This is a genomic window from Acinetobacter sp. ANC_7682 (genome assembly GCF_056779795.1).
The window spans coordinates 48447-67583 of record NZ_JBWYIQ010000005.1 but is presented as its reverse complement, the minus strand read 5'-3'; the positions used below and the strand labels follow the sequence as shown (position 1 = coordinate 67583).

Genomic DNA, 19137 nt, shown 5'->3' with positions numbered 1-19137 from the left:
CTTATACCTTTAAAGCAGGCATGAATTCCTTCGTAAAGTATGGTGTCAAAATACCATCCACTGGATTTAATAAACGTTCTTTGTAGTACTCTAAAAACGCTGATGTATCATGATCATTCGGATGGAAGTCTGGTTTGAGATATTCGAAAATATGTTTGAGCGAACTGCCATAAACACCATCTTTTAGACCAAAAATCAGACCTATACTTCGATACATATCTTTGTAGTAACTGAAACTGATTAGATTTGATGGCTTACGATAAAATGGCACAATTAATGATGCAGCAGAAATCAGCACTAAAATCGTAATAAGCGCTGGGAAAAAGCCTGCTATTCTTAAAGCATAGTTACTCGAAAGAAGTTGGAACACATCATATGCAATATCTTTATGCTCTGATTCCTCAAGCATATGCCACATCCAAATTGCGCGCTGTTTCTCATCTTGAGATTCGAAGAAAATATGCTCATGATTCATCATGTATTCAGCAAGCACTGCGGTAAAATGCTCAATCCCAGCCATAAGCGATAATTTCATTGGCTGAGGCAACCGATTAAAACCATATTCAAAAACGTGATGCGCCAGAAATCTAAACAATTTGACAGGCAAATCTGCCTTTAAAAAAGCGTCATTTAATTCTTCATGAAGTTTAGAATGTAAAGCTTCTTGCCCAATCAGCGCTGTCACTCTTTGCTTGAGTAATGGATCTTGAATAAAGTCACGATGATAACGTGCTGTATCAATAACGAGATCCTCACCATAGGTTAAAAAAATTGAAAGTGAGGCAAAGTAAGCACTTGCTAATTCCGCATTCAAATAAAATTTTGGATCAATCTTTTGATGATCAAAATCAAATTTCATATGACGAATTGGAATAGCTTTTGATTGATTCTCAGGATCAAATTTAGAACCGTTTAGAAATTTAGAAATTTTTTTTAGTGGCTGAGTTAATAACATGGCGAACCTTCTCTTTTATCTCAGTGAATAAATTCAAATAATGTGAATTCTTCGACGTTTCTAAAAAATTAAGATAAAAAGACGAAATAGCCATTTGCATAATAAATCTTTAGAGATGGCATAATTGCTCATTCATCAAGATTGTCTAACAAAATTATTAAGTTTTAATCAGTAAATACCATTTCATTATCATTAAAGGTCAACACCATTTTTAACAAGTAATGATTCCAATTAGTGATATTTTGAGTGTTACATAAACTTTAAGTAGATTAAGAAATAAGTATGATGTTGTGGATGCCACTTATTTTAAAATGGATAAAATTTGACGCTTTTAGATGTAGATCACTCACCCAAGGTGAAATCACGTTGAGCCAAAGTGTTTTTGGTGATCTTCTAGATTATGACAGGGTGAAAATCATGAATCATCCGTTTCTACCGTGGCAACCCTCAGCGGTATTTATGGCACCAAAGGGCTATTTGCATATTCGCAACAAACATTTCAAAACTGACTATTCGAAAGAAAATAAAATCTACCAAGGAATTTTCATTCACGAGATGACTCATATTTTACAACACCAACAAGGACAAAATGTTTTGCTCAAAGGCGCTTTTCTGCAAAGTGCGTATTTTATTTCCTTCAAAAAGTATAATCCTTATGCCTATAAATTTGACCCTAAAAAAAATTTCAATGACTACAACATTGAACAACAAGGCGATATAGCTAGAGATATATTTTTGAAAAAGATTCCGAATATTATTTTGAATCAATAAAAATTGTAAAATTAAAAGAATATTTTTTATTCAAGCTATTGATTTGTGAATCAGAAACACCATATCAGCTTTGACATCTGCTTTACTGTGTCGCAAATCCATTACGATTTAATTTTTTATGTACAAACAATGGCAAAAGCTAGTATCTACTTTTATTTTAGATAGAATACATATGAATCGTAGTTTTTGCTGTGCAAGAAATAAGATCTTTTATCATGTTTTAATGATGTAAATTTGAGCCATTTGGCAGTTATGTAATATCACATACACACAGCTGAATAATTACTCCAATAAAATCAGCACGTGCTGTATATAAACCTATAGGATAGGACTTGGTTTAAATGAATAGTTTTAAAGTTTCTCTTGCTCAATTCTCTCCATTTGTCGGCAATTTAAAAGCCAATGTTCAACGAATGATTGAACTCGCTAACGAAGCCAAACAGCAAAATGCCAATATCATTGTGTTTCCTGAACTTTCGACCATTGGTTATCCTGCAGAGGATCTCCTACTTCGTCCAAGCCTAAGCAAACGTACAGCATCAGCTTTCGAAAAACTGGCTGAAGTGAAAGACATTGTGATGGTATTTGGTTTTGTTAATCAAGCTGATTCGGGTGCACGCTATAACTCTGCAGCCGTTATGAAAGATGGGCAAGTATTAGGTATTTATAACAAGCAAAATTTACCAAATTATAGTGTTTTTGATGAAAAGAGATATTTCGCTGAGGGTCATCAACACCTTGTATTTGAATATTTAGGACATAAATTCGGTGTATTAATTTGCGAAGATGTCTGGACACTTGAGAGTGTTCAACAACTTGCCAAACTGAATGTTGAAACTGTTCTTGTGTTAAATGCCTCACCATACGAAGTTGGAAAGCCTCAACACCGTGTTGTTACACTTAAAGAGTTAGCTAAACAATTGAATCTCAATCTTGTTTATGTCAACCAAGTGGGCGGGCAAGATGATCTCATTTTCGACGGAACAAGTTTCGTTGTAAATGCAAATGGTGAAGTTGTACTTGAAGCACCAAGCTTTAAAGAAGACCTTTTTCATGTTGAATATGAAGCAGAGCTTAAATCTTTTAAAGCCGCTACCAAAGCACCTGCATTAGATACGATTGCAGAAATTTACCAAGCTTTGGTTTTGGCAACACGAGATTATGTACAACGCTCAGGTTTCCCTGGTATCATTCTTGGTCTCTCTGGTGGTATCGACTCAGCACTCACCCTTGCAATCGCTGTCGATGCTATTGGAGCAGATAAAGTTCAAGCGGTTATGATGCCTTACACATATACCTCTCAAATCAGTGTTGAAGACGCGACTGAGCAGGCAAAACGTATGGGAGTCACTTTTGGTATTGCGGAAATTCACCCAATCGTCAACAGCTTTATGCAGACATTACACCCATTCTTCGGCAATTCTCCTGCTGATGCAACTGAGGAAAATTTACAAGCTCGCGCACGCGGCACCTTATTAATGGGTCTGTCGAATAAATTTGGTAATCTTGTTTTATCTACAGGTAACAAATCTGAATTATCTGTTGGTTACTGCACACTGTACGGTGATATGGTCGGTGGTTTTGCTGTACTTAAAGATGTTTATAAAACGATTGTATTTGAGTTAGCAAAATACCGTAATAGTTTGGAAGATAAGCCTGTAATCCCTGAACGTGTGATTACTCGCCCACCTTCTGCTGAATTACGCCCTGATCAAAAAGATCAAGACTCATTACCACCTTACGATGTTCTTGATGCAATTTTATATGCATATATTGAAGAAGATCAGAGTCTTGAAGATATTATTTCAAAAGGTTTTGATCGAGATATCGTGACTAAAGTCATTGGATTGGTTGATCGCAACGAATATAAGCGCCGTCAGGGTGCAATTGGTCCACGTATATCCTCTCGTGCATTTAGCCGCGAACGCCGCTATCCAATCGTAAATGGATGGAAAGCAGGTGTCTAACTCGACACAACTCAATCAATTTGCTCAAGCACTTATGCTTGAGCAAATTCGGTTTACGCAGCAGTATTTATTAAATGCTGAATCTAATGCTGTACTAGACACGTTTGTTTCACAGGCTTATGCTCAGTTTAATCGAATCAAACTAAAAGACATTGTAAATATTGAACAACTTCATGCAGTTGTTTCGAAATATGCTTTTGAGTTAAATCTTGGACCTGATTTACTAGAGTTTATTGGCGCAGTTGCACAACGTATTTACCTTCATTTAAAGGATTCAAATGCTTTAATCGGAGATTTAATTTCTGATCATGATTTTGGGCTATGGCTAAATAAAATTCTTGAATTAGATCAAGTACGTTATGGTTTAAAACAACAAATTTTAAGTAATGAGAAGGCACATGCAGTAAGTCTTCAATTAGCAAATCAAATTTTAGAAAAATATACACCTTGGCTGGATAGGCTTCGAAAAAATAAAGTTCAAAATCATACGGTCAAATCAAAGATTTTTAATTTTCTCCAAGATCAGCAACATACATTAGAGTTAAAACTAGAATCCCAACTTGCAAATGCAATATTGGTTCAATTAGGCGAAATTATCACGCTGCCACAAAATGAACTTTATGAAATCATTCAACATATTTGGTCAGATCTCCAATTTCAAAAAATTTCAGCCCAGCTTGAGCAGATTGAAGCCATTGATGTCGAAGATTTTTTTATTCTGGTCTATGAAACCTGGAGAAATTTACGCCAATCCTCTGAGATTCAATCCATCATTTTAGAAGTGGTTGATGAGTTCTATGAATATTTTGGTGATTACAGTTTACAAGCTTTACTCACTGCTGTTGGACTAACTCAAGAAGATTTAGTGATCGAAGCACATCGTTTTGCACCTCAGCTTATCAGCATGTTAAATGATTTTGGCGTTCTAGAACAATTAATTCAAAGTTTGATTCAGCCTTTTTATCAAGCACAATCTACACTTGATCTTATCTCAGAACATTTTGAGAAATAAAAAAAAGACCATGCGGTGAGCATGGTCTATAAAAATGGTGGCTATGACGGGACTTGAACCTGTGACCCCCGCATTATGAGTGCGGTGCTCTAACCAACTGAGCTACATAGCCGTAAACTGTGTGCGCATTATCTTAAGTTATGGTTGTATCGTCAAGCATACTAAAGCACTAATGATCACCCTTTATACAAATAAACCTTATTTGAACAAAATTAATCCATAATTATATGATTTTATTGTAATAGTAAGGTTTCAATGACATCAAAATCATGCTCAATCCTCAATATTTCATTCTCATATGCTGTTTAAGCCTTGTGAACGGATGCCAAACGATTCATCCCATATTTGTGAATTATCACGGTGTACGCATGGATGTCGCTCAATGGATCAATGCTCAAAACTTTATAACCATGCAACAAAAACGAACTCTAGCTCAATTAAGCCGTGCTCAGCAAAAGCTCGTACATATTGATGTCATTCCTGAAAATCATAAACTTGCCGTAAGTAAAGAGAATGCAGTCGCTCTTCATTGTGCACATCTTTATTTGACTGAGCAAAAAATTGAAAGCTTGCAAAATATTGTGTTCTCAAATGTAAATCAGGCAGATGTTTTAGCACAATTTGAACAAAAGTTTCCAAAAATTAAGCTAGATCCTCAGCTTATTCAGTGCCAATGAAAACTCAAGATTTCACACATAAAAAAAGACCACACTAGTGAGTGTGGTCTATAAAAATGGTGGCTATGACGGGACTTGAACCTGTGACCCCCGCATTATGAGTGCGGTGCTCTAACCAACTGAGCTACATAGCCGTAAACTGTGGGCGCATTATCTACTTGATTGATGTATCCGTCAAGTAATATCGACACTGTTTGATCAAAATTTGTTGAAGTGAGCCGATAAGCCGGGTTCTGTCTAGAACGATCATTCCTCTAGGCATACAATCACTCATATGCTCAAGCGACCTACCCGAATCCAGTATGGGCCATACCTTAAGGATTCCTATTTGGTCTTGCTTCAGGTGGGGTTTACCATGCCATGAACTGTTACCAGTCATGCGGTGCGCTCTTACCGCACCCTTTCACCCTTACCATTCTCTAGGCTAAACCGAAGTTCAGTTGCAAAATGGCGGTCTACTCTCTGCTGCACTTTCCGTAGGCTTACGCCTCCCAGGCGTTACCTGGCACCTTGCCCGATGAAGCCCGGACTTTCCTCCCCTGCTTTAGTCACGAAGACCTTCACAGCAGCGATCGTCTGGCTCACTTCAAGTGGCGCATCTTAACAAACTTTGAGATCAATTGCTCGTGCTTTTTTGAGCAATTAGTTTTTTATACTTTTCCAGCAATTCATCCTCAGATTCCACATGATTAGGATCTTTAGGAATACAGTCTACTGGGCAGAATAATGAACACTGGGGTTGGTCATGATGACCAACACATTCAGTACATAGGTTCGGATCAATTTCATAGATCAGTTCACCCATATAAATCGCTTCATTTGGGCATACAGGCTCACAAACGTCACAATTGATGCACTCATCCGTAATAATTAAAGACACTCTACCAACCTTGCTGATGCTTACGTTCAAATGCCTCAACAACTGCTTTTGGCACAAATTTCGTCACATCACCTTTCAAACGTGCAATTTCACGAACTAATGTGGATGAAATAAACGAGTATTGCTCTGACGGCGTTAAAAATACAGCTTCAAAATTTGAATCTAATTGACGATTCATATTTGCAAGTTGAAACTCATATTCAAAGTCAGATACTGCTCTTAAACCTCTGAGTACAGCTGTTGCGTTTTGCTCTTGAAAAAAATTCACCAACAAACCATCAAAACCAACAAATTCTACGTTATCTAAATGGCTTAATGATGATTTTGCAAGCGCAACTCGCTCATCTAAACTAAACACTGGATTTTTGTGATGACCAATTGCAATCGCAACTACAACTTCATCAAACATTTTTGCAGCACGAGATACAAGATCAATATGACCATTGGTAATAGGATCGAATGTTCCCGGATAGATGACACGAGTTTTAGACATCCATTTATACTCTAAGATTATTATGTAGGCGCATAGTTTAACAAAAACTCAATTCACACGCACACTTGTTGACGGTGAAATGACTTCACCTCAAGCCAAGTTTGAGGCAAAATAGACCTAATCTTGGAATATTTGTATTATGTCGAAATCGATTGTAGTTAAAAAAAATAATAGTGGCACTATTGCGCTCAACAAACGTGCACGTCACGATTATTTTATTGAGGAAAAATTTGAAGCTGGTTTAGCGTTACAAGGTTGGGAAGTAAAATCTCTTCGTGCTGGACGCATGAGTATCACGGAAAGCTATATTATTTTCAAAAATAATGAAGCTTATTTATTTGGTGCTCAAATTCAACCTCTTCTTTCTGCTTCAACTCACATCGTTCCCGAAGCAACACGTACTCGTAAGCTACTTCTTTCACGTCGCGAACTCGAGAAACTCCAAGGGGCGATCAATCAAAAAGGTTACACATGTGTACCTTTGGCGTGCTATTGGAAAGGTCGTTTAGTCAAACTTGAAATTGCACTTGTTAAAGGTAAACAATTACACGACAAACGTGCCACTGAAAAAGACCGCGATTGGCAGCGCGATAAAGCAAGAATTTTTCATAAATAAAAAAAACCGCTCAAATGAGCGGTTTTTTTATTAACAGAACCTTAAATTTCCATAACAGTTTGGAGCAAAGGTTTGATTTTTAAGTTGTAAATCTTTTAATGGAAAATTTACATTGGTATTCGGCAAATGAACATTTCCAACACCAAGTTTGTCACCAAACAAACAATCAAGTGCATTACAAGATGGAGGATTTCGGCTGATATAATCACTGATTGGTCCAACTACTTGTTTTAACACATCATTTGTAATATCAATACGCTTCTCAGGTGTAACATCTCCAATATTGATCGAATCATTAAATGCCATCCACCAACCTTGCTGTGCAGCAACATCAGCATTTGGCCACCAGATCTCACTATTTTGAACAGAGAGTGAGAATGGATTGTTTACAGGGATTTTATGAATTAAACCTAAGTTTTGATCTACCGTAATGTTGGCTTTTAAGCCCGTAATGTTACCACTGACCTCTTTTTGCAAATTCAGCAATCCTACCCCTAGCACTTGGATATTGGCCTTGAGATCACCACCAAAATTCAACTGATTAATATTGGCAACACCTGTCAGTTGCGCAGAACTCATTCGAGTACCAGATACCGTAGTGCCATTGATTTGAATTGGTGCTGTCGTTTCTTGTAATGCTAGATTATAACTATCCGATTTAAAATCGAGTGTCAAAGTAGGTGCAATAATACAAATCAAACAAATTCTTGCATTCACTTTTCCATCGATAGTTTGACCAGTATCGGCATAGGTCATACTTCGAGCATTAGTATAACCCATACCCTGAGTGGGATTAATTTTTAAATAACCACTGAGTGAGTTAATACCATTCGGTTTATCAGAGTTTTCATCACCAAGCGTCAGTAAACCTAATACTTTTTCAGCACTGAGACGCAAACCCACAACTTCTCGAGTTGATGCAGATGTTGGATTTTTTACCGCAAACTCTAAAAATGGATTGGTTAGCTTGGCTGAAGAACCCGCACGACCCTCTCTAGTGTCTGACATACCACTCAAACTCAGATTTTCGATATCAATATCACATCCACCTGCTCCATTAATACCACCACAGCCAAGTTGTAAATGCTTAATATTTGCATTGAGTTCTATATCTGCTTCCATTCCAAGCTTATAAAAGCCAACGCCTTTACCTCGCATATTGTTTGCCCCGTCATTGGGATCAATATAACTCATACTTAATAAAGCTTGACCGTTTGTCGCAGATAACTCTTCATCAGTCATCATTTTTAAATCATTCTGAATGTTATTAGCAGTTGCAGACAAAGGAATCAACACTAAGCAAGATGTTGATAAAATCAATTTGATAGAAACAAGTAAACTCTTCAACATTAGAGTCTCCGTATTATTTTTATTCAGGCTTAATCCATAAGCAACAGCATTACTATCTATAAATTAATGAAAAAAATAAAGAGGCTCAAAACTTGACTTAACGAATTGAAATAGAGAAATAATAATAAAATTGAATATTTTTAGAGACTTACATCACAATCAACAGTATTAATATGTGATGTAAATAATCATTTATCCGATGAAATGCGAACTCAAAAACTCAAGTACATCACCTATTTAACAGAATCTTAAATTTCCATAACAGTTTGGAGCAAAGGTTTGATTTTTTAGTTGCAAGTCTTTTAATGGAAAATTCACACTTGTATTCGGTAAATTGACATTACCTACACCTAACTTATCCCCAAAAAGACAATTCAAGACAGTACATTCGATGGGATTTCGAGTAATGTATTCACCAATAGGTCCAACCACTTGTTTTAATACATCATTAGTAATATCAATACGTTTCTCAGGTGTAACATCCCCAATATCAATTGAATCATTAAATGCCATCCACCAACCTTGCTTTGCGGCAACATCAGCATTTGGCCACCAGACCTCACTATTTTGTAGAGAAAGTGAAAATGGGTTGTTGAGCATGATTTTATGGATAAAGCCTAGGTTTTGATCAACAGTAATATTGGCTTTTAAACCTGTAATATTTCCAGTCACTTCTTTTTGTAAATTTAATAACCCAAGAGATACATTTAAGGAAGCCTTTAAATCACCATCAAAGTACAGTGGATTGATATGCGCGATACCACTTAACCTTGCAGAGTTCATTCGAGTGCCAGATATCACAGCACCATTCAGTGTTAATGGAGCTGAGGTTTCTTGTAACGCGAGGTTGTAATCATCAGATTTAAATCCTAATGGAATCCCTAAACATCCCAAGATTGGTATACAAATGTTTGGCTTTACTCTCCCATCGATCGTTAAATTAGTATCGCTATAGGACATATTACGAGCATTGGTATAAGCCATACCTTGGGTCGGATTAATTTTTAAATAACCACTGAGTGAGTTAATGCCATTCGGTTTGTCAGAGTTTTCATCACCAAGCGTCAGCAAACCTAATACTTTTTCAGCACTGAGACGCAATCCAACGACTTCTCGCGTTGATGCCGATGTTGGATTTTTTACCGCAAACTCTAAAAATGGATTGGTTAACTTGGCTGAAGAACCTGCACGACCTTCTCTGGTGTCTGACACACCACTCAAACTCAGATTTTCAATATCAATGTCACATCCACCTGCTCCATTAATACCACCACAGCCAAGTTGTAAATGCTTAATATTTGCATTGAGCTCTATATCTGCTTCCATTCCGAGTTTATAAAAGCCAACGCCTTTACCTCGCATATTGTTTGCCCCATCATTGGGATCGATATAACTCATACTTAATAAAGCTTGACCAGAAATGTCAGACAACTCCCGATCGTCCAATTTTTCCATGGTTGTTTGAGCGTGCACCAGTGGTGATAACATGAGAACAAACATTAAAACAGCTGAATTGAACCCAATATTTTTTGAAGTGTAGGTCATGAATGACTCCAAACCTTGTAATTTTTAGGCAACCAAGTCCAATGGCGCACGTTTTTTATTCGATGATTAATTATAATTATTTTTAAAATTTAATGTGAAATATTTAACACTATTTTGTAATTAATTGATCAGCTCTTTGTCTGAATAAACAATTATAAATTTAATTTCAACAACCTAGTTAACTTCACTTCATTTCATCATTACATTTCAAGCGAGCAATAAATAATTAAATTAGATGAAAATGATTTTTTAATCCATGCAATTTAACCTGAATACGGTATTCGCTAAATGTTCACCAAACCATGTGGCCGTTTCAATATCCCCACTCGGAGGTGTTACCTCCACAGGCGCATTATCAGACTGCGTCATGAGTCCCCAAAAAACTAGACATACGATTGAGATCTTGATGCGATCTACCTGTAGACATTAGCGGTAGTACAGACCAAATCATGCCATGTTGCATTGCAAAAAGATTGATATGCTGAAGCACAGCCAACTTATATCCACTTAATCCTCCACCATTTGTGAAACCAGCTGCCAATTTGCCCTGCTATGTTCTCGCTAGCCAACGCTTTGAAGATTGCTCCATAAATAATTTCAACGCTGAGGTTAGACTTCCCATATAAGTAGGACAGCCAAATACAATAGATTCAGCTTGATCAAGCAACTCCCAGTTCACGTCTGTAACATTGATGAGCAATACCTCAATATTGAGTTTTTGTGCACCAATGGCGATATGTTCGGCGACTTTCTGAGTGTGACCAAATGGGCTGTGATAAACGATAGCGATGCTTTTACGAAATTTGGTCATGGTATGAAACTTTGAAAAATCAAATGAGTTTATTGATTACTGTGCATAAATACGAATGTTGCCATGCGACCAGTTTTGGAATTACGGCGATGAGAATAATATGTTTGATCCTCCGTGTAACTGCACCGCTCACCTCCAAGAACCTGTTCCACCCCTAAACTTTTCAATATATGGCGAGCAATCGCATACAGATCTGCGTAATACTTACCCTCTAGATCTCCCTTTTGAAATGCTGAACTTAATTCTGGAATCCTATCGCAGAATGTGTGCATTACTTCTTCACCCACTTCAAAGCATGGCTGACTAATTGCCGCACCTAACCACGCCCAAGAGGGTTGAGTGCTCATGGCATTGACTGTATTTTCAATAATGCCATTTGCCAATCCTCGCCAACCTGCATGCAAATTAGCGACTTCAGTACCATCTTTGTTACCGAGAACCACCGGTAAACAATCTGCCGTCATCATCATTAATGCATGTTGTTTTTGCTGTGTCACTAAACCATCGCCATTTAGGGCGTGTAAGCTCATGTCATCATTTACAACGTGACAGATTGTACTGTGCGTTTGGTTCATCCAAGTTAATCGATTCACCCCATAGACTGAAAAGTCATTTAACAAGCTCATTCTATGCCGATGAACACGTTCTGGTTGATCATTTACATGCAACGCCAAGTTAAAACCTTCTAAATCAGTCTGTGGTGTTTTCAGTGCGTGAGGGTGACTCAATTCTGTTTGTCCTACCACGACACCTTTGGGCAAACCTTGCACAATTTGCATGTAAACTTTCCTTTAATTTAGTAAGCCTTATTTTCCGTACGAAGAGTCTCAAGTAATGCTGTGAAATCTTCAGGCCATGGTGCTTCAAACATCATTTCTTCACCTGTCCGTGGATGTACTAACCCCAATTTTGATGCATGAAGTGCTTGACGTCTAAACTCTCGTAAATGAGTAGCAAGTTTTTCCGAAGCACCCGCAGGTACTTTGACACGACTGACATACACTGGATCACCGACCAAAGGAAAACCAATATAAGTGAAATGAACACGAATCTGATGAGTACGTCCAGTTTCTAATTGTGCTTGAACACGTGTGAAATTTTGGAATCTTTCTTTCACATTATAGTGAGTCACGGCATCACGACCACCTGGTAAGATCGCCATTTTTACACGATCTACAGGATGACGTTTAATCGGCTCATCAATTTTACCGCCTGCAATAATATTGCCATAACAAATTAAATCATAAATTCGATAAACTGATTTTTTCGCTAACTGTTTACTTAAGGAAAATTGAGCTTCTAAATTTTTAGCTACAACCAAGAGACCACTAGTATCTTTATCGATACGGTGTACTAGACCAGCTCGAGATAATTCTGCTGATTTAGGAAAATGATACAACAGTGCATTAACCAAAGTACCATTCGGGTTTCCTGCGCCAGGATGTACAACCATCCCCACTGGCTTGTTAATGACTAAGATGTCATCATCTTCATAAATAATATCTAAAGGGATATTTTCAGGTTGACTGGTGACTTGGGCTTCAAGCTCTACATCAAGCGTGAGTAGCTCATTCCCTTCACTTTTATATTTTGGTTTCACAACTTGACCATTTACCAACAAATGACCATCCTTCAACCATTGTTTCAATTTTTCACGCGAAAATTCGTTCCAAGCGAGCGCAGCAACTTGGTCTATTCGCTGACCAAGAGAACTCTCATCCACTTGAAATTGCAACGATAAACGTGTTGCAGTTGGGGCTGAAGTATGGTTATCTGCATCCTCAGAATCTTCAAGTAAATTGATGTCGATTTCTGGGAAATTAGAATTAGAAGTTTGTGCTGAAGTCATTTGCTCATTCGGACAAAAGTGGTTTAATAGTGCAATTGTAGCCTATTGCCCGTATAAACAGAGGAATTTTTATGTCGCTACCACGTTATAAAGTTACGATGCTTGCTTTATCGCTAGGCTTAGCAGCAACATTTGTGGGCTGTAGTAGTAATCCCAAGAAGGATGTTGTAGATACTGGACCTAAATCAACCGAACAATCTTATTTCGATAAAGCACAAAAAGCATTAGATCGTGGTCAATATAGCGATGCAGCACAATCATTAGAAGCAATTGAAACTTATTACCCTACAGGTCAATATACTCAACAAGCTCAACTCGATCTTTTATATGCTCGTTTTCAACAAAAAGACTATGAAGCTGTTATTGCGCTAGCAGACCGTTTTATTCGTTTAAATCCTCAACATCCTAATGTTGATTATGCTTACTATGTTCGTGGTGTGGCGAATATGGAGCAAAACTATGATGGTCTCATCCGCTATACATCACTCCAACAGGCTCATCGTGATGTCAGCTATTTAAAAGTTGCATATCAAAATTTTGTTGATTTCATTCGTCGTTTCCCAAGTAGTCAGTATGCTGTAGATGCTGCTCAGCGCATGAAATTTATTGGTCAAGAACTTGCTGAAAGTGAAATGAATGCGGCTCGCTTTAACTTAAAGCGTAAAGCTTGGCTTGCAGCAGTTGAGCGTGGACAATGGGTTATGGAACATTTCCCTCAAACACCTCAAGTACCAGAAGCGCTTGCAACGATTGCTTACGGATACGATAAACTCGGTGACAAGGCAACATCTCAACAATACGTTGAAGTGCTAAAGCTAAACTACCCTCATCTTGTGAAGTCTAATGGTGAGGTCGATTTACGCGCAGCACGTAAAGATGGAAGTTGGTTAAATCGTGCAACCTTGGGTATTTTAGGTCGTGAAGCACGCAGCCAAACAACGGCAGAAGTATCAGCAGAGCAATCTGACAACACCAATACACAACCCGGTTTATTGAATCGCTTAAGCTTTGGCTTGCTTGGTAATAAAGATCACAATGTGGAAAGTGCGCCAGCAAATGAAAGTATGTACGACCCACAGCGTCAATAATACATTCTTACGAATCAAAAAAGGTGGGATTACCCACCTTTTTTATTGCATGGCTTTATTTATCGTCTTAAGTGTTTAGGATAGACTTAATTCAATCACTTTATTCCTCATTCTTTTGGCTTTTTAATTATGGCAATTCCACAACATACGATTGATCAAATTTTAGATCGAACTGACATCGTCGATCTTATTGGCCAACGTGTGAAATTAAAAAAGTCAGGTCGTACCTATTCAGGCTGTTGTCCTTTTCATCAAGAGAAAACACCTTCTTTTCACGTCTACCGTGATAAGCAATATTTCCACTGTTTCGGTTGCCAAGCCAATGGAAATGCAATTCGCTTTATGATGGATATTGATAATCGCAATTTCATCGAGGTGATTAAAGACCTGGCAAGCCAAACCGGTATCGAATTACCTAAAGACAATCAAGACAATAAAAAACTCTCATACAAGAGAGAACCTATTAAACCTAACCAAGAAAAGCAACCGCAGGCACCCATTGAAGCAGATGCAGCAGAAATCATTTCTCCGCCTACTTCAGCTTTTGATGTAGATCCTTTTGAAGCATTTCAAAACTATGAATTCGATGAGTATCAATTTAATACAGATGACTTGAATTCAGTTGAGGTCGCACCTGAAGGTAATTTATACGATCTTCTTGAAAATGTTGCTTTATTTTATGAAAAACAACTTCCAAATAGCCAAATTGCGCAACAGTATTTTCAGCGACGCGGACTAAGTGATACCACGATTAAGTATTGGCGATTAGGTTATGCCCCAGAAGATTGGCAACATCTTGAAAAAGCATTTCCGCAAGATATTGAAGGATTAAAACTACTCGGTTTGATCAGAACCAGTGATTCTGGTCGTGATTTTGATCTACTACGAGAACGTGTCATTTTTCCTATACGTGATGCAAAAGGTCGCGTTGTCGGATTTGGTGGACGAGCATTGAATGACGAGATCAAACCCAAATATATCAACTCGCCAGACTCTGAAGTTTTCCATAAAAACCAACTACTCTATGGCTTATATGAAGGTCGTAAGCTCAAAGCCAATCATTGGTTAATGGTTGAAGGTTACATGGATGTCATCGCATTACAGCAAGCTGGCATTCCTGGCGCAGTTGCCACCTTGGGGACGGCGAGCAATGCTGATCATTTGAATCTATTATTTAAACAAAACAATCAGTTAACTATTGCTTTTGATGGTGATTCGGCTGGTCAAAAAGCAGCTCGACGCACTTTAGAAATTGCACTTCCCCTCTTAAATGATGGTCGTGAACTGAAATTTTTTATTCTACCTGCGGAGCATGATCCTGACTCATTAGTTCGTAAGGAAGGTGTTGAAACTTTCAATCGACTTTGGCAACAATCACCACTCTTATCTGAGTTTGCTTTTTCACTGCTCAGTCAACAATATCAAATCAATACACCTGAAGGTAAAAGTCAGGTCATGGCTGAGCTAAATCAACTCACCAATCTGATGCCTAAGCAAGGTTCGTATCGCTATTTGATTCGTCAATATTTCAAAGAAAAATTAGGATTCAATAAAAAGTGGCAACCTCAAGTGAGTCTTGACGCTTCATTATCATTTAATATTCGCACACGAGATGAAGATTTCGCAGTCGCAATGTTAATGTACCATCCATTTCTTTATATTCATTTTGAAGTATTACGTGCAGTGATTCCTGAAGATGAATTGCTTGCAAAAGTATTAAAAATTTTTAATATCATTTTTGATGACCTGCCAGACGACCAAGAGCTAGCGAGTTATTATATTTTGGGTGCTTGTAGCCCATTTCATCATGAACTCTCTGAGATTTTAAAACGTACCAATATTCAAACACTCACTGAAGCCCCTGAAATGGCTGATAAACTTGCCTCAGAATACTCGCTTTCACTTCAAGAAAAATATCTGAGAATCAAATTTAAAGCAGCAAAATCATTAAACGAGTCTAAAAACTTAAGACAACAACTGAATGAGCTAACCAAAAAAATTGGACTACGCTTACTACATGAATAAATAAAAGCGGTCAGTGACCGCTTTTATTTTTTTAGTTTTCGCTGAGCACTAAAAATATCTTCTAAATGTTCTTTAATCGTTTCATAGACATCAGGATTTTCATCTTTAGCGACTTCTCTGAGTAAGATGGATGTAGGATGTAATAGCTTTTGCGTCAAACGATGCGCCATTTCCTGCATGACAATGGCTGCATCATCGCCAGAGGCTAAACGATCTAATGCATGGTTTAATTCAAATGCTTTAACTTCTTCTCCATGAGCCCGATACTCACTAATAGTCGCTCCAGCTTGTGAAACTTTCTGCTGAGTCACCAATTGTGTTGCTAATTGGTTGACCATCACTTCAGCTTCAACAGCGGCTTGGCGTCGCTGCGCTAAGTTTTCGTCAATGACACCTTGAAGATCGTCCACCCCATAAAGGTAAACACCATCCAAACTTTCAACCTTAGACTCAATATCGCGAGGAACAGCCAAATCGACCATCAACATTTGACGGTAACGACGTTTTTTGAGTGCTGACTTAACATCTTGATAGGAAATGACCTGATGTAAACTTCCTGTACAACTTGAAATCACATCAGCGCGATGTAAATTTTGAGCTAAATCAACAAAAGGAATAATTTCTACTGCAACACGATGTGATATTTCTTGCGCCAAAATTTCCGCCCGTTCCTGACCACGGTTACAAATTAAAATTTTAGCAACGCCCATTTCAGCCAAGTGCTTTGCAACCAAGCTATTCATTTCACCTGCTGCAACCACCATGACGGTTAATTGTTCAGGCTTACTAAAAACTTGTAGTGCTAACTGTGCTACCGCATAACCCATGGATACAGCATGACTACCGACCGCTGTTTCTGAACGCACTTTCTTAGCAGCATAAAATGCATATTCGAAAATACGATTTAAATTTTGTGAAACAACTTCAGACTCTTTTGCTAGATTAAGTGCAGACTTAACTTGCCCCATAATCTGAGGCTCACCAAGCATAAGTGAATCTAATCCTGATGCCACACGCATCAAATGTGTCACAGCATCTGTATTTTCATAACGGTAAATATGATTTTGTAATTGTTTTACATCAATGCCATTTTTTTGAGCGAGCCAATCTAATACCATGTCCGCATTTTCGGCGATGGCGTAGACTTCAGTACGATTACAGGTTGACACCACAACCATATCGTTAAGTTGGTCATGGTGACGTTGTTCAGTCAACAACAGTTTTAACTTTTCAGGGTTAAAAGCAACTTGCTCTCGTAATTCAACTGAGGCTGTTTGATGGTTGACACCCAATGCAAAGAAAGACATATCAGATCATCAATTCGCTAAATTTATGCTATTGTGCAATAACGGTGTCATAAAAAGCAGTACTTGGATAAAAAAATTGCGTCAAACAATGAGCCGCACAACCGGCATGACAATTCGACAGTATTCTACCACACTCTTGTTGGTGAGTAGCATGACTTACAGTGCTCATATTAGAGCATCTGGAGAATTTTACCACGCCAATTTAAATCATAAAGTTTTACAACAGGCGATGGTTGCAGAATTTGCTTTAGCGGCACATGACACACAGACCGCCTTACACAACTATACCGTACTTGCGATCCAAACCAGTTCAACGGCTTTAAAACAACGTGCACTTAACGTCGCACTCGAACAAAACGATTTACAAGCCGCTTTAGATATTGCAACCCATTGGGTCGTGCAAGAACCTAAAGATGTACCAGCAAAATTCTATCTTGCGCATATCGCATTAAAGTCACACGAATATGAACTTGCTGCGGATGTGCTTGATGATATTTTAAATTTAGATCCTGAATCAGATTTAGAACAAATTCTTGAAGGCATTTCTCCGGAATCCCCTGAGGATCGAGCATATTTATTAAACACTTTACATAATAGTAAAACGCGTAACAATCCTTCAATTCTCGTTTTGATTGCGAGTTTACAAGCACAAAATAATGAAATCGAAAATGCCTTAATTACTTTAAATAAAGCATTAAAAAAACGCCCAAAATCAACAGGATTTATCTTACTTAAAGCCAACTTACTCATGGCTTTAGGTAACGAAGAAGAGACGCTAAAATGGTTTGAAAAAAGTGCACGTAAAAATCGTAATAATTTAGAGCTCAGTCTGGCTGAAATCCGCTACTTAATTAAACTGAATAAAAATGAACAAGCTTTAAGCAAATTAAAACGCATCATAAAAAAATGGCCTGATTCGGAAGAAGCACTTTTTATCGCAGGTCTAACCTCAATTGATCTCAAAGAATATGAGCTTGCTGAACAGTATTTGGTCGAACTACGTGCATCTGGACAATATCAAAATGATGCTTATTTTTATTTGGCATTGAATGCTGAACGAAAACAACATTTTGAAACAGCTAAAGCTTATTATCGACTCGTAGATGGTAATTTATATATGGTTTCTAGACGAAATCTAATTTCAATCTATGACAAACAAAATCGCTTAAGTGATGCGCTGCGCTTCCTGACTCAGGAGCGAGTGAATTACCCTCAACATGCAAGTTTCTTATACCAAGCACAAGCTGAAATACTCAAAAAAATGGGCAATAACAAAGCTGCTTTAGGCTTACTCAAAGAAGCTGCTAAAAACTTAACTGATGACCCTGAAATTTTATACTCTCAAGTCTTATTACTTGATCCATTTACGGATCGCGATCAATTAGATGAATTACTTAAAAAATTACTCACGATTGAACCCAATAGTCCAACATATCTAAATGCGTATGCATATACTCTGGCGTTGCAAAATCGTCGTTTAGATGAGGCGAGACAATATGCCGAACAAGCTTTAGACAATGCCCCTGAGCAAGCATCTATCTTAGATACCTTAGGCTATATCTGCTTTCTTCAAAACGATTTTGACACTTCCACCCGTGTACTTGCGAAAGCATATCAAATCAGCCAAAGTCCAAATATCGGCATTCGATATGCTAAATCGCTTTACATGCTAGGTTCACTGGAAGAATTTAGCCAAGTGTTACATCAACTCCATCAAAATCACCCAAATCATCCTCAATTGGATCAACTCGATAGTTTATTGTTGCCACAAAATATCAAAAAGAGTTAATA

At 37.8% G+C, this 19137-nt stretch carries 16 protein-coding genes, 2 tRNA genes, 1 other RNA gene and 1 pseudogene; 8 read left to right on the top strand and 12 right to left on the bottom strand.

Annotated features, from left to right (window positions below; genetic code table 11):
* Position 1: 1 nt before the first annotated feature.
* Positions 2-955 carry a metal-dependent hydrolase gene (locus AC1M9D_RS03420; RefSeq protein ID WP_481611508.1) on the bottom strand — a complete coding sequence of 318 codons (954 nt, stop codon included), beginning with the start codon at positions 953-955 and terminating at the stop codon, positions 2-4.
* Between the two features lie 282 nt (positions 956-1237).
* On the opposite strand from AC1M9D_RS03420, the gene AC1M9D_RS03415 reads away from it, so the two are divergent.
* The 3 genes from AC1M9D_RS03415 (at position 1238) to AC1M9D_RS03405 (ending at position 4705) form a co-directional block, all read left to right on the top strand.
* Complete coding sequence (locus tag AC1M9D_RS03415) at positions 1238-1726, top strand: hypothetical protein (protein WP_481611507.1); 489 nt, start codon at positions 1238-1240, stop codon at positions 1724-1726.
* A gap of 341 nt (positions 1727-2067) precedes the next feature.
* Positions 2068-3693, top strand: coding sequence for an NAD+ synthase (locus AC1M9D_RS03410; RefSeq protein WP_481611506.1), 1626 nt, complete (start codon positions 2068-2070; stop codon positions 3691-3693).
* Entirely contained in the window at positions 3686-4705 is a 1020-nt protein-coding gene (locus AC1M9D_RS03405; protein ID WP_481611505.1) for a hypothetical protein, read from the top strand. The genes AC1M9D_RS03410 and AC1M9D_RS03405 overlap by 8 nt, the downstream gene beginning before the upstream one ends.
* A 35-nt stretch (positions 4706-4740) precedes the next feature.
* On the opposite strand, the gene AC1M9D_RS03400 is transcribed toward AC1M9D_RS03405, so the two are convergent.
* Positions 4741-4817: transfer RNA gene (locus tag AC1M9D_RS03400), tRNA-Met, on the bottom strand.
* 202 nt (positions 4818-5019) lie between these two features.
* Here AC1M9D_RS03400 and AC1M9D_RS03395 point away from each other — a divergent pair.
* Positions 5020-5382 (top strand): hypothetical protein, encoded by a 363-nt coding sequence (locus AC1M9D_RS03395; protein WP_481611504.1) that lies wholly within the window; start codon positions 5020-5022, stop codon positions 5380-5382.
* Positions 5383-5439: 57 nt separating this feature from the next.
* Here the strand turns inward: AC1M9D_RS03395 and AC1M9D_RS03390 are convergent.
* The 4 genes from AC1M9D_RS03390 to coaD all read right to left on the bottom strand — a co-directional run bounded on the left by AC1M9D_RS03390 (position 5440) and on the right by coaD (position 6755).
* Positions 5440-5516: transfer RNA gene (locus tag AC1M9D_RS03390), tRNA-Met, on the bottom strand.
* Between the two features lie 72 nt (positions 5517-5588).
* An RNA gene (gene rnpB, locus AC1M9D_RS03385) (RNase P RNA component class A) lies at positions 5589-5970 on the bottom strand.
* A gap of 28 nt (positions 5971-5998) precedes the next feature.
* A complete protein-coding gene (locus AC1M9D_RS03380; protein ID WP_035269914.1) occupies positions 5999-6262 on the bottom strand; it encodes a YfhL family 4Fe-4S dicluster ferredoxin in 264 nt (87 codons plus the stop codon).
* A 1-nt stretch (position 6263) separates the two neighbouring features.
* Positions 6264-6755, bottom strand: a complete 492-nt coding sequence (coaD, locus tag AC1M9D_RS03375) for a pantetheine-phosphate adenylyltransferase (protein ID WP_481611503.1) — start codon at positions 6753-6755, stop codon at positions 6264-6266.
* 139 nt (positions 6756-6894) lie between these two features.
* On the opposite strand from coaD, the gene smpB reads away from it, so the two are divergent.
* A complete protein-coding gene (smpB, locus tag AC1M9D_RS03370) occupies positions 6895-7371 on the top strand; it encodes an SsrA-binding protein SmpB (protein ID WP_035269908.1) in 477 nt (158 codons plus the stop codon).
* 30 nt (positions 7372-7401) lie between these two features.
* Here the strand turns inward: smpB and AC1M9D_RS03365 are convergent, their stop codons facing one another.
* The 5 genes and pseudogenes from AC1M9D_RS03365 to rluD all read right to left on the bottom strand — a co-directional run bounded on the left by AC1M9D_RS03365 (position 7402) and on the right by rluD (position 12926).
* Positions 7402-8721, bottom strand: coding sequence for a hypothetical protein (locus tag AC1M9D_RS03365; protein WP_155756995.1), 1320 nt, complete (start codon positions 8719-8721; stop codon positions 7402-7404).
* A gap of 237 nt (positions 8722-8958) precedes the next feature.
* The gene (locus tag AC1M9D_RS03360; protein WP_228133287.1) at positions 8959-10221 is read right to left on the bottom strand and encodes a hypothetical protein; all 1263 of its coding nucleotides are present in this window, start codon (positions 10219-10221) and stop codon (positions 8959-8961) included.
* A 294-nt stretch (positions 10222-10515) separates the two neighbouring features.
* Positions 10516-11077: pseudogene (locus AC1M9D_RS03355) on the bottom strand (flavodoxin family protein).
* Positions 11078-11106: 29 nt separating this feature from the next.
* Entirely contained in the window at positions 11107-11856 is a 750-nt protein-coding gene (pgeF, locus tag AC1M9D_RS03350; protein WP_035269301.1) for a peptidoglycan editing factor PgeF, read from the bottom strand.
* 17 nt (positions 11857-11873) lie between these two features.
* Positions 11874-12926, bottom strand: a complete 1053-nt coding sequence (rluD, locus tag AC1M9D_RS03345) for a 23S rRNA pseudouridine(1911/1915/1917) synthase RluD (protein ID WP_035269298.1) — start codon at positions 12924-12926, stop codon at positions 11874-11876.
* 71 nt (positions 12927-12997) lie between these two features.
* On the opposite strand from rluD, the gene AC1M9D_RS03340 reads away from it, so the two are divergent.
* Positions 12998-14014 (top strand): outer membrane protein assembly factor BamD, encoded by a 1017-nt coding sequence (locus tag AC1M9D_RS03340; protein ID WP_035269296.1) that lies wholly within the window; start codon positions 12998-13000, stop codon positions 14012-14014.
* Between the two features lie 129 nt (positions 14015-14143).
* A complete protein-coding gene (locus AC1M9D_RS03335) occupies positions 14144-16039 on the top strand; it encodes a DNA primase (protein ID WP_481611502.1) in 1896 nt (631 codons plus the stop codon).
* Positions 16040-16062: 23 nt separating this feature from the next.
* On the opposite strand, the gene hemA is transcribed toward AC1M9D_RS03335, so the two are convergent.
* Positions 16063-17346: a glutamyl-tRNA reductase gene (hemA, locus tag AC1M9D_RS03330; protein ID WP_481611501.1), complete on the bottom strand. Its 1284-nt coding sequence runs from the start codon at positions 17344-17346 to the stop codon at positions 16063-16065.
* Between the two features lie 76 nt (positions 17347-17422).
* Between hemA and AC1M9D_RS03325 the strand changes: the two genes are divergently transcribed.
* Positions 17423-19135, top strand: coding sequence for a tetratricopeptide repeat protein (locus AC1M9D_RS03325; protein WP_481611500.1), 1713 nt, complete (start codon positions 17423-17425; stop codon positions 19133-19135).
* The last annotated feature ends 2 nt before the right edge of the window (positions 19136-19137 follow it).

Excerpts from the sequence above, each read along its gene's own strand:
- AC1M9D_RS03365 (WP_155756995.1), bottom strand. The coding sequence starts at position 8,721 with ATGTTGAAGAGTTTACTTGTTTCTATCAAATTGATTTTATCAACATCT.
- AC1M9D_RS03415 (WP_481611507.1), top strand. The coding sequence starts at position 1,238 with ATGATGTTGTGGATGCCACTTATTTTAAAATGGATAAAATTTGACGCT.
- AC1M9D_RS03340 (WP_035269296.1), top strand. The coding sequence starts at position 12,998 with ATGTCGCTACCACGTTATAAAGTTACGATGCTTGCTTTATCGCTAGGC.
- smpB (WP_035269908.1), top strand. The coding sequence starts at position 6,895 with ATGTCGAAATCGATTGTAGTTAAAAAAAATAATAGTGGCACTATTGCG.
- AC1M9D_RS03420 (WP_481611508.1), bottom strand. The coding sequence starts at position 955 with ATGTTATTAACTCAGCCACTAAAAAAAATTTCTAAATTTCTAAACGGT.
- coaD (WP_481611503.1), bottom strand. The coding sequence starts at position 6,755 with ATGTCTAAAACTCGTGTCATCTATCCGGGAACATTCGATCCTATTACC.
- AC1M9D_RS03360 (WP_228133287.1), bottom strand. The coding sequence starts at position 10,221 with ATGTTTGTTCTCATGTTATCACCACTGGTGCACGCTCAAACAACCATG.
- rluD (WP_035269298.1), bottom strand. The coding sequence starts at position 12,926 with ATGACTTCAGCACAAACTTCTAATTCTAATTTCCCAGAAATCGACATC.
- AC1M9D_RS03410 (WP_481611506.1), top strand. The coding sequence starts at position 2,068 with ATGAATAGTTTTAAAGTTTCTCTTGCTCAATTCTCTCCATTTGTCGGC.
- hemA (WP_481611501.1), bottom strand. The coding sequence starts at position 17,346 with ATGTCTTTCTTTGCATTGGGTGTCAACCATCAAACAGCCTCAGTTGAA.
- pgeF (WP_035269301.1), bottom strand. The coding sequence starts at position 11,856 with ATGCAAATTGTGCAAGGTTTGCCCAAAGGTGTCGTGGTAGGACAAACA.
- AC1M9D_RS03335 (WP_481611502.1), top strand. The coding sequence starts at position 14,144 with ATGGCAATTCCACAACATACGATTGATCAAATTTTAGATCGAACTGAC.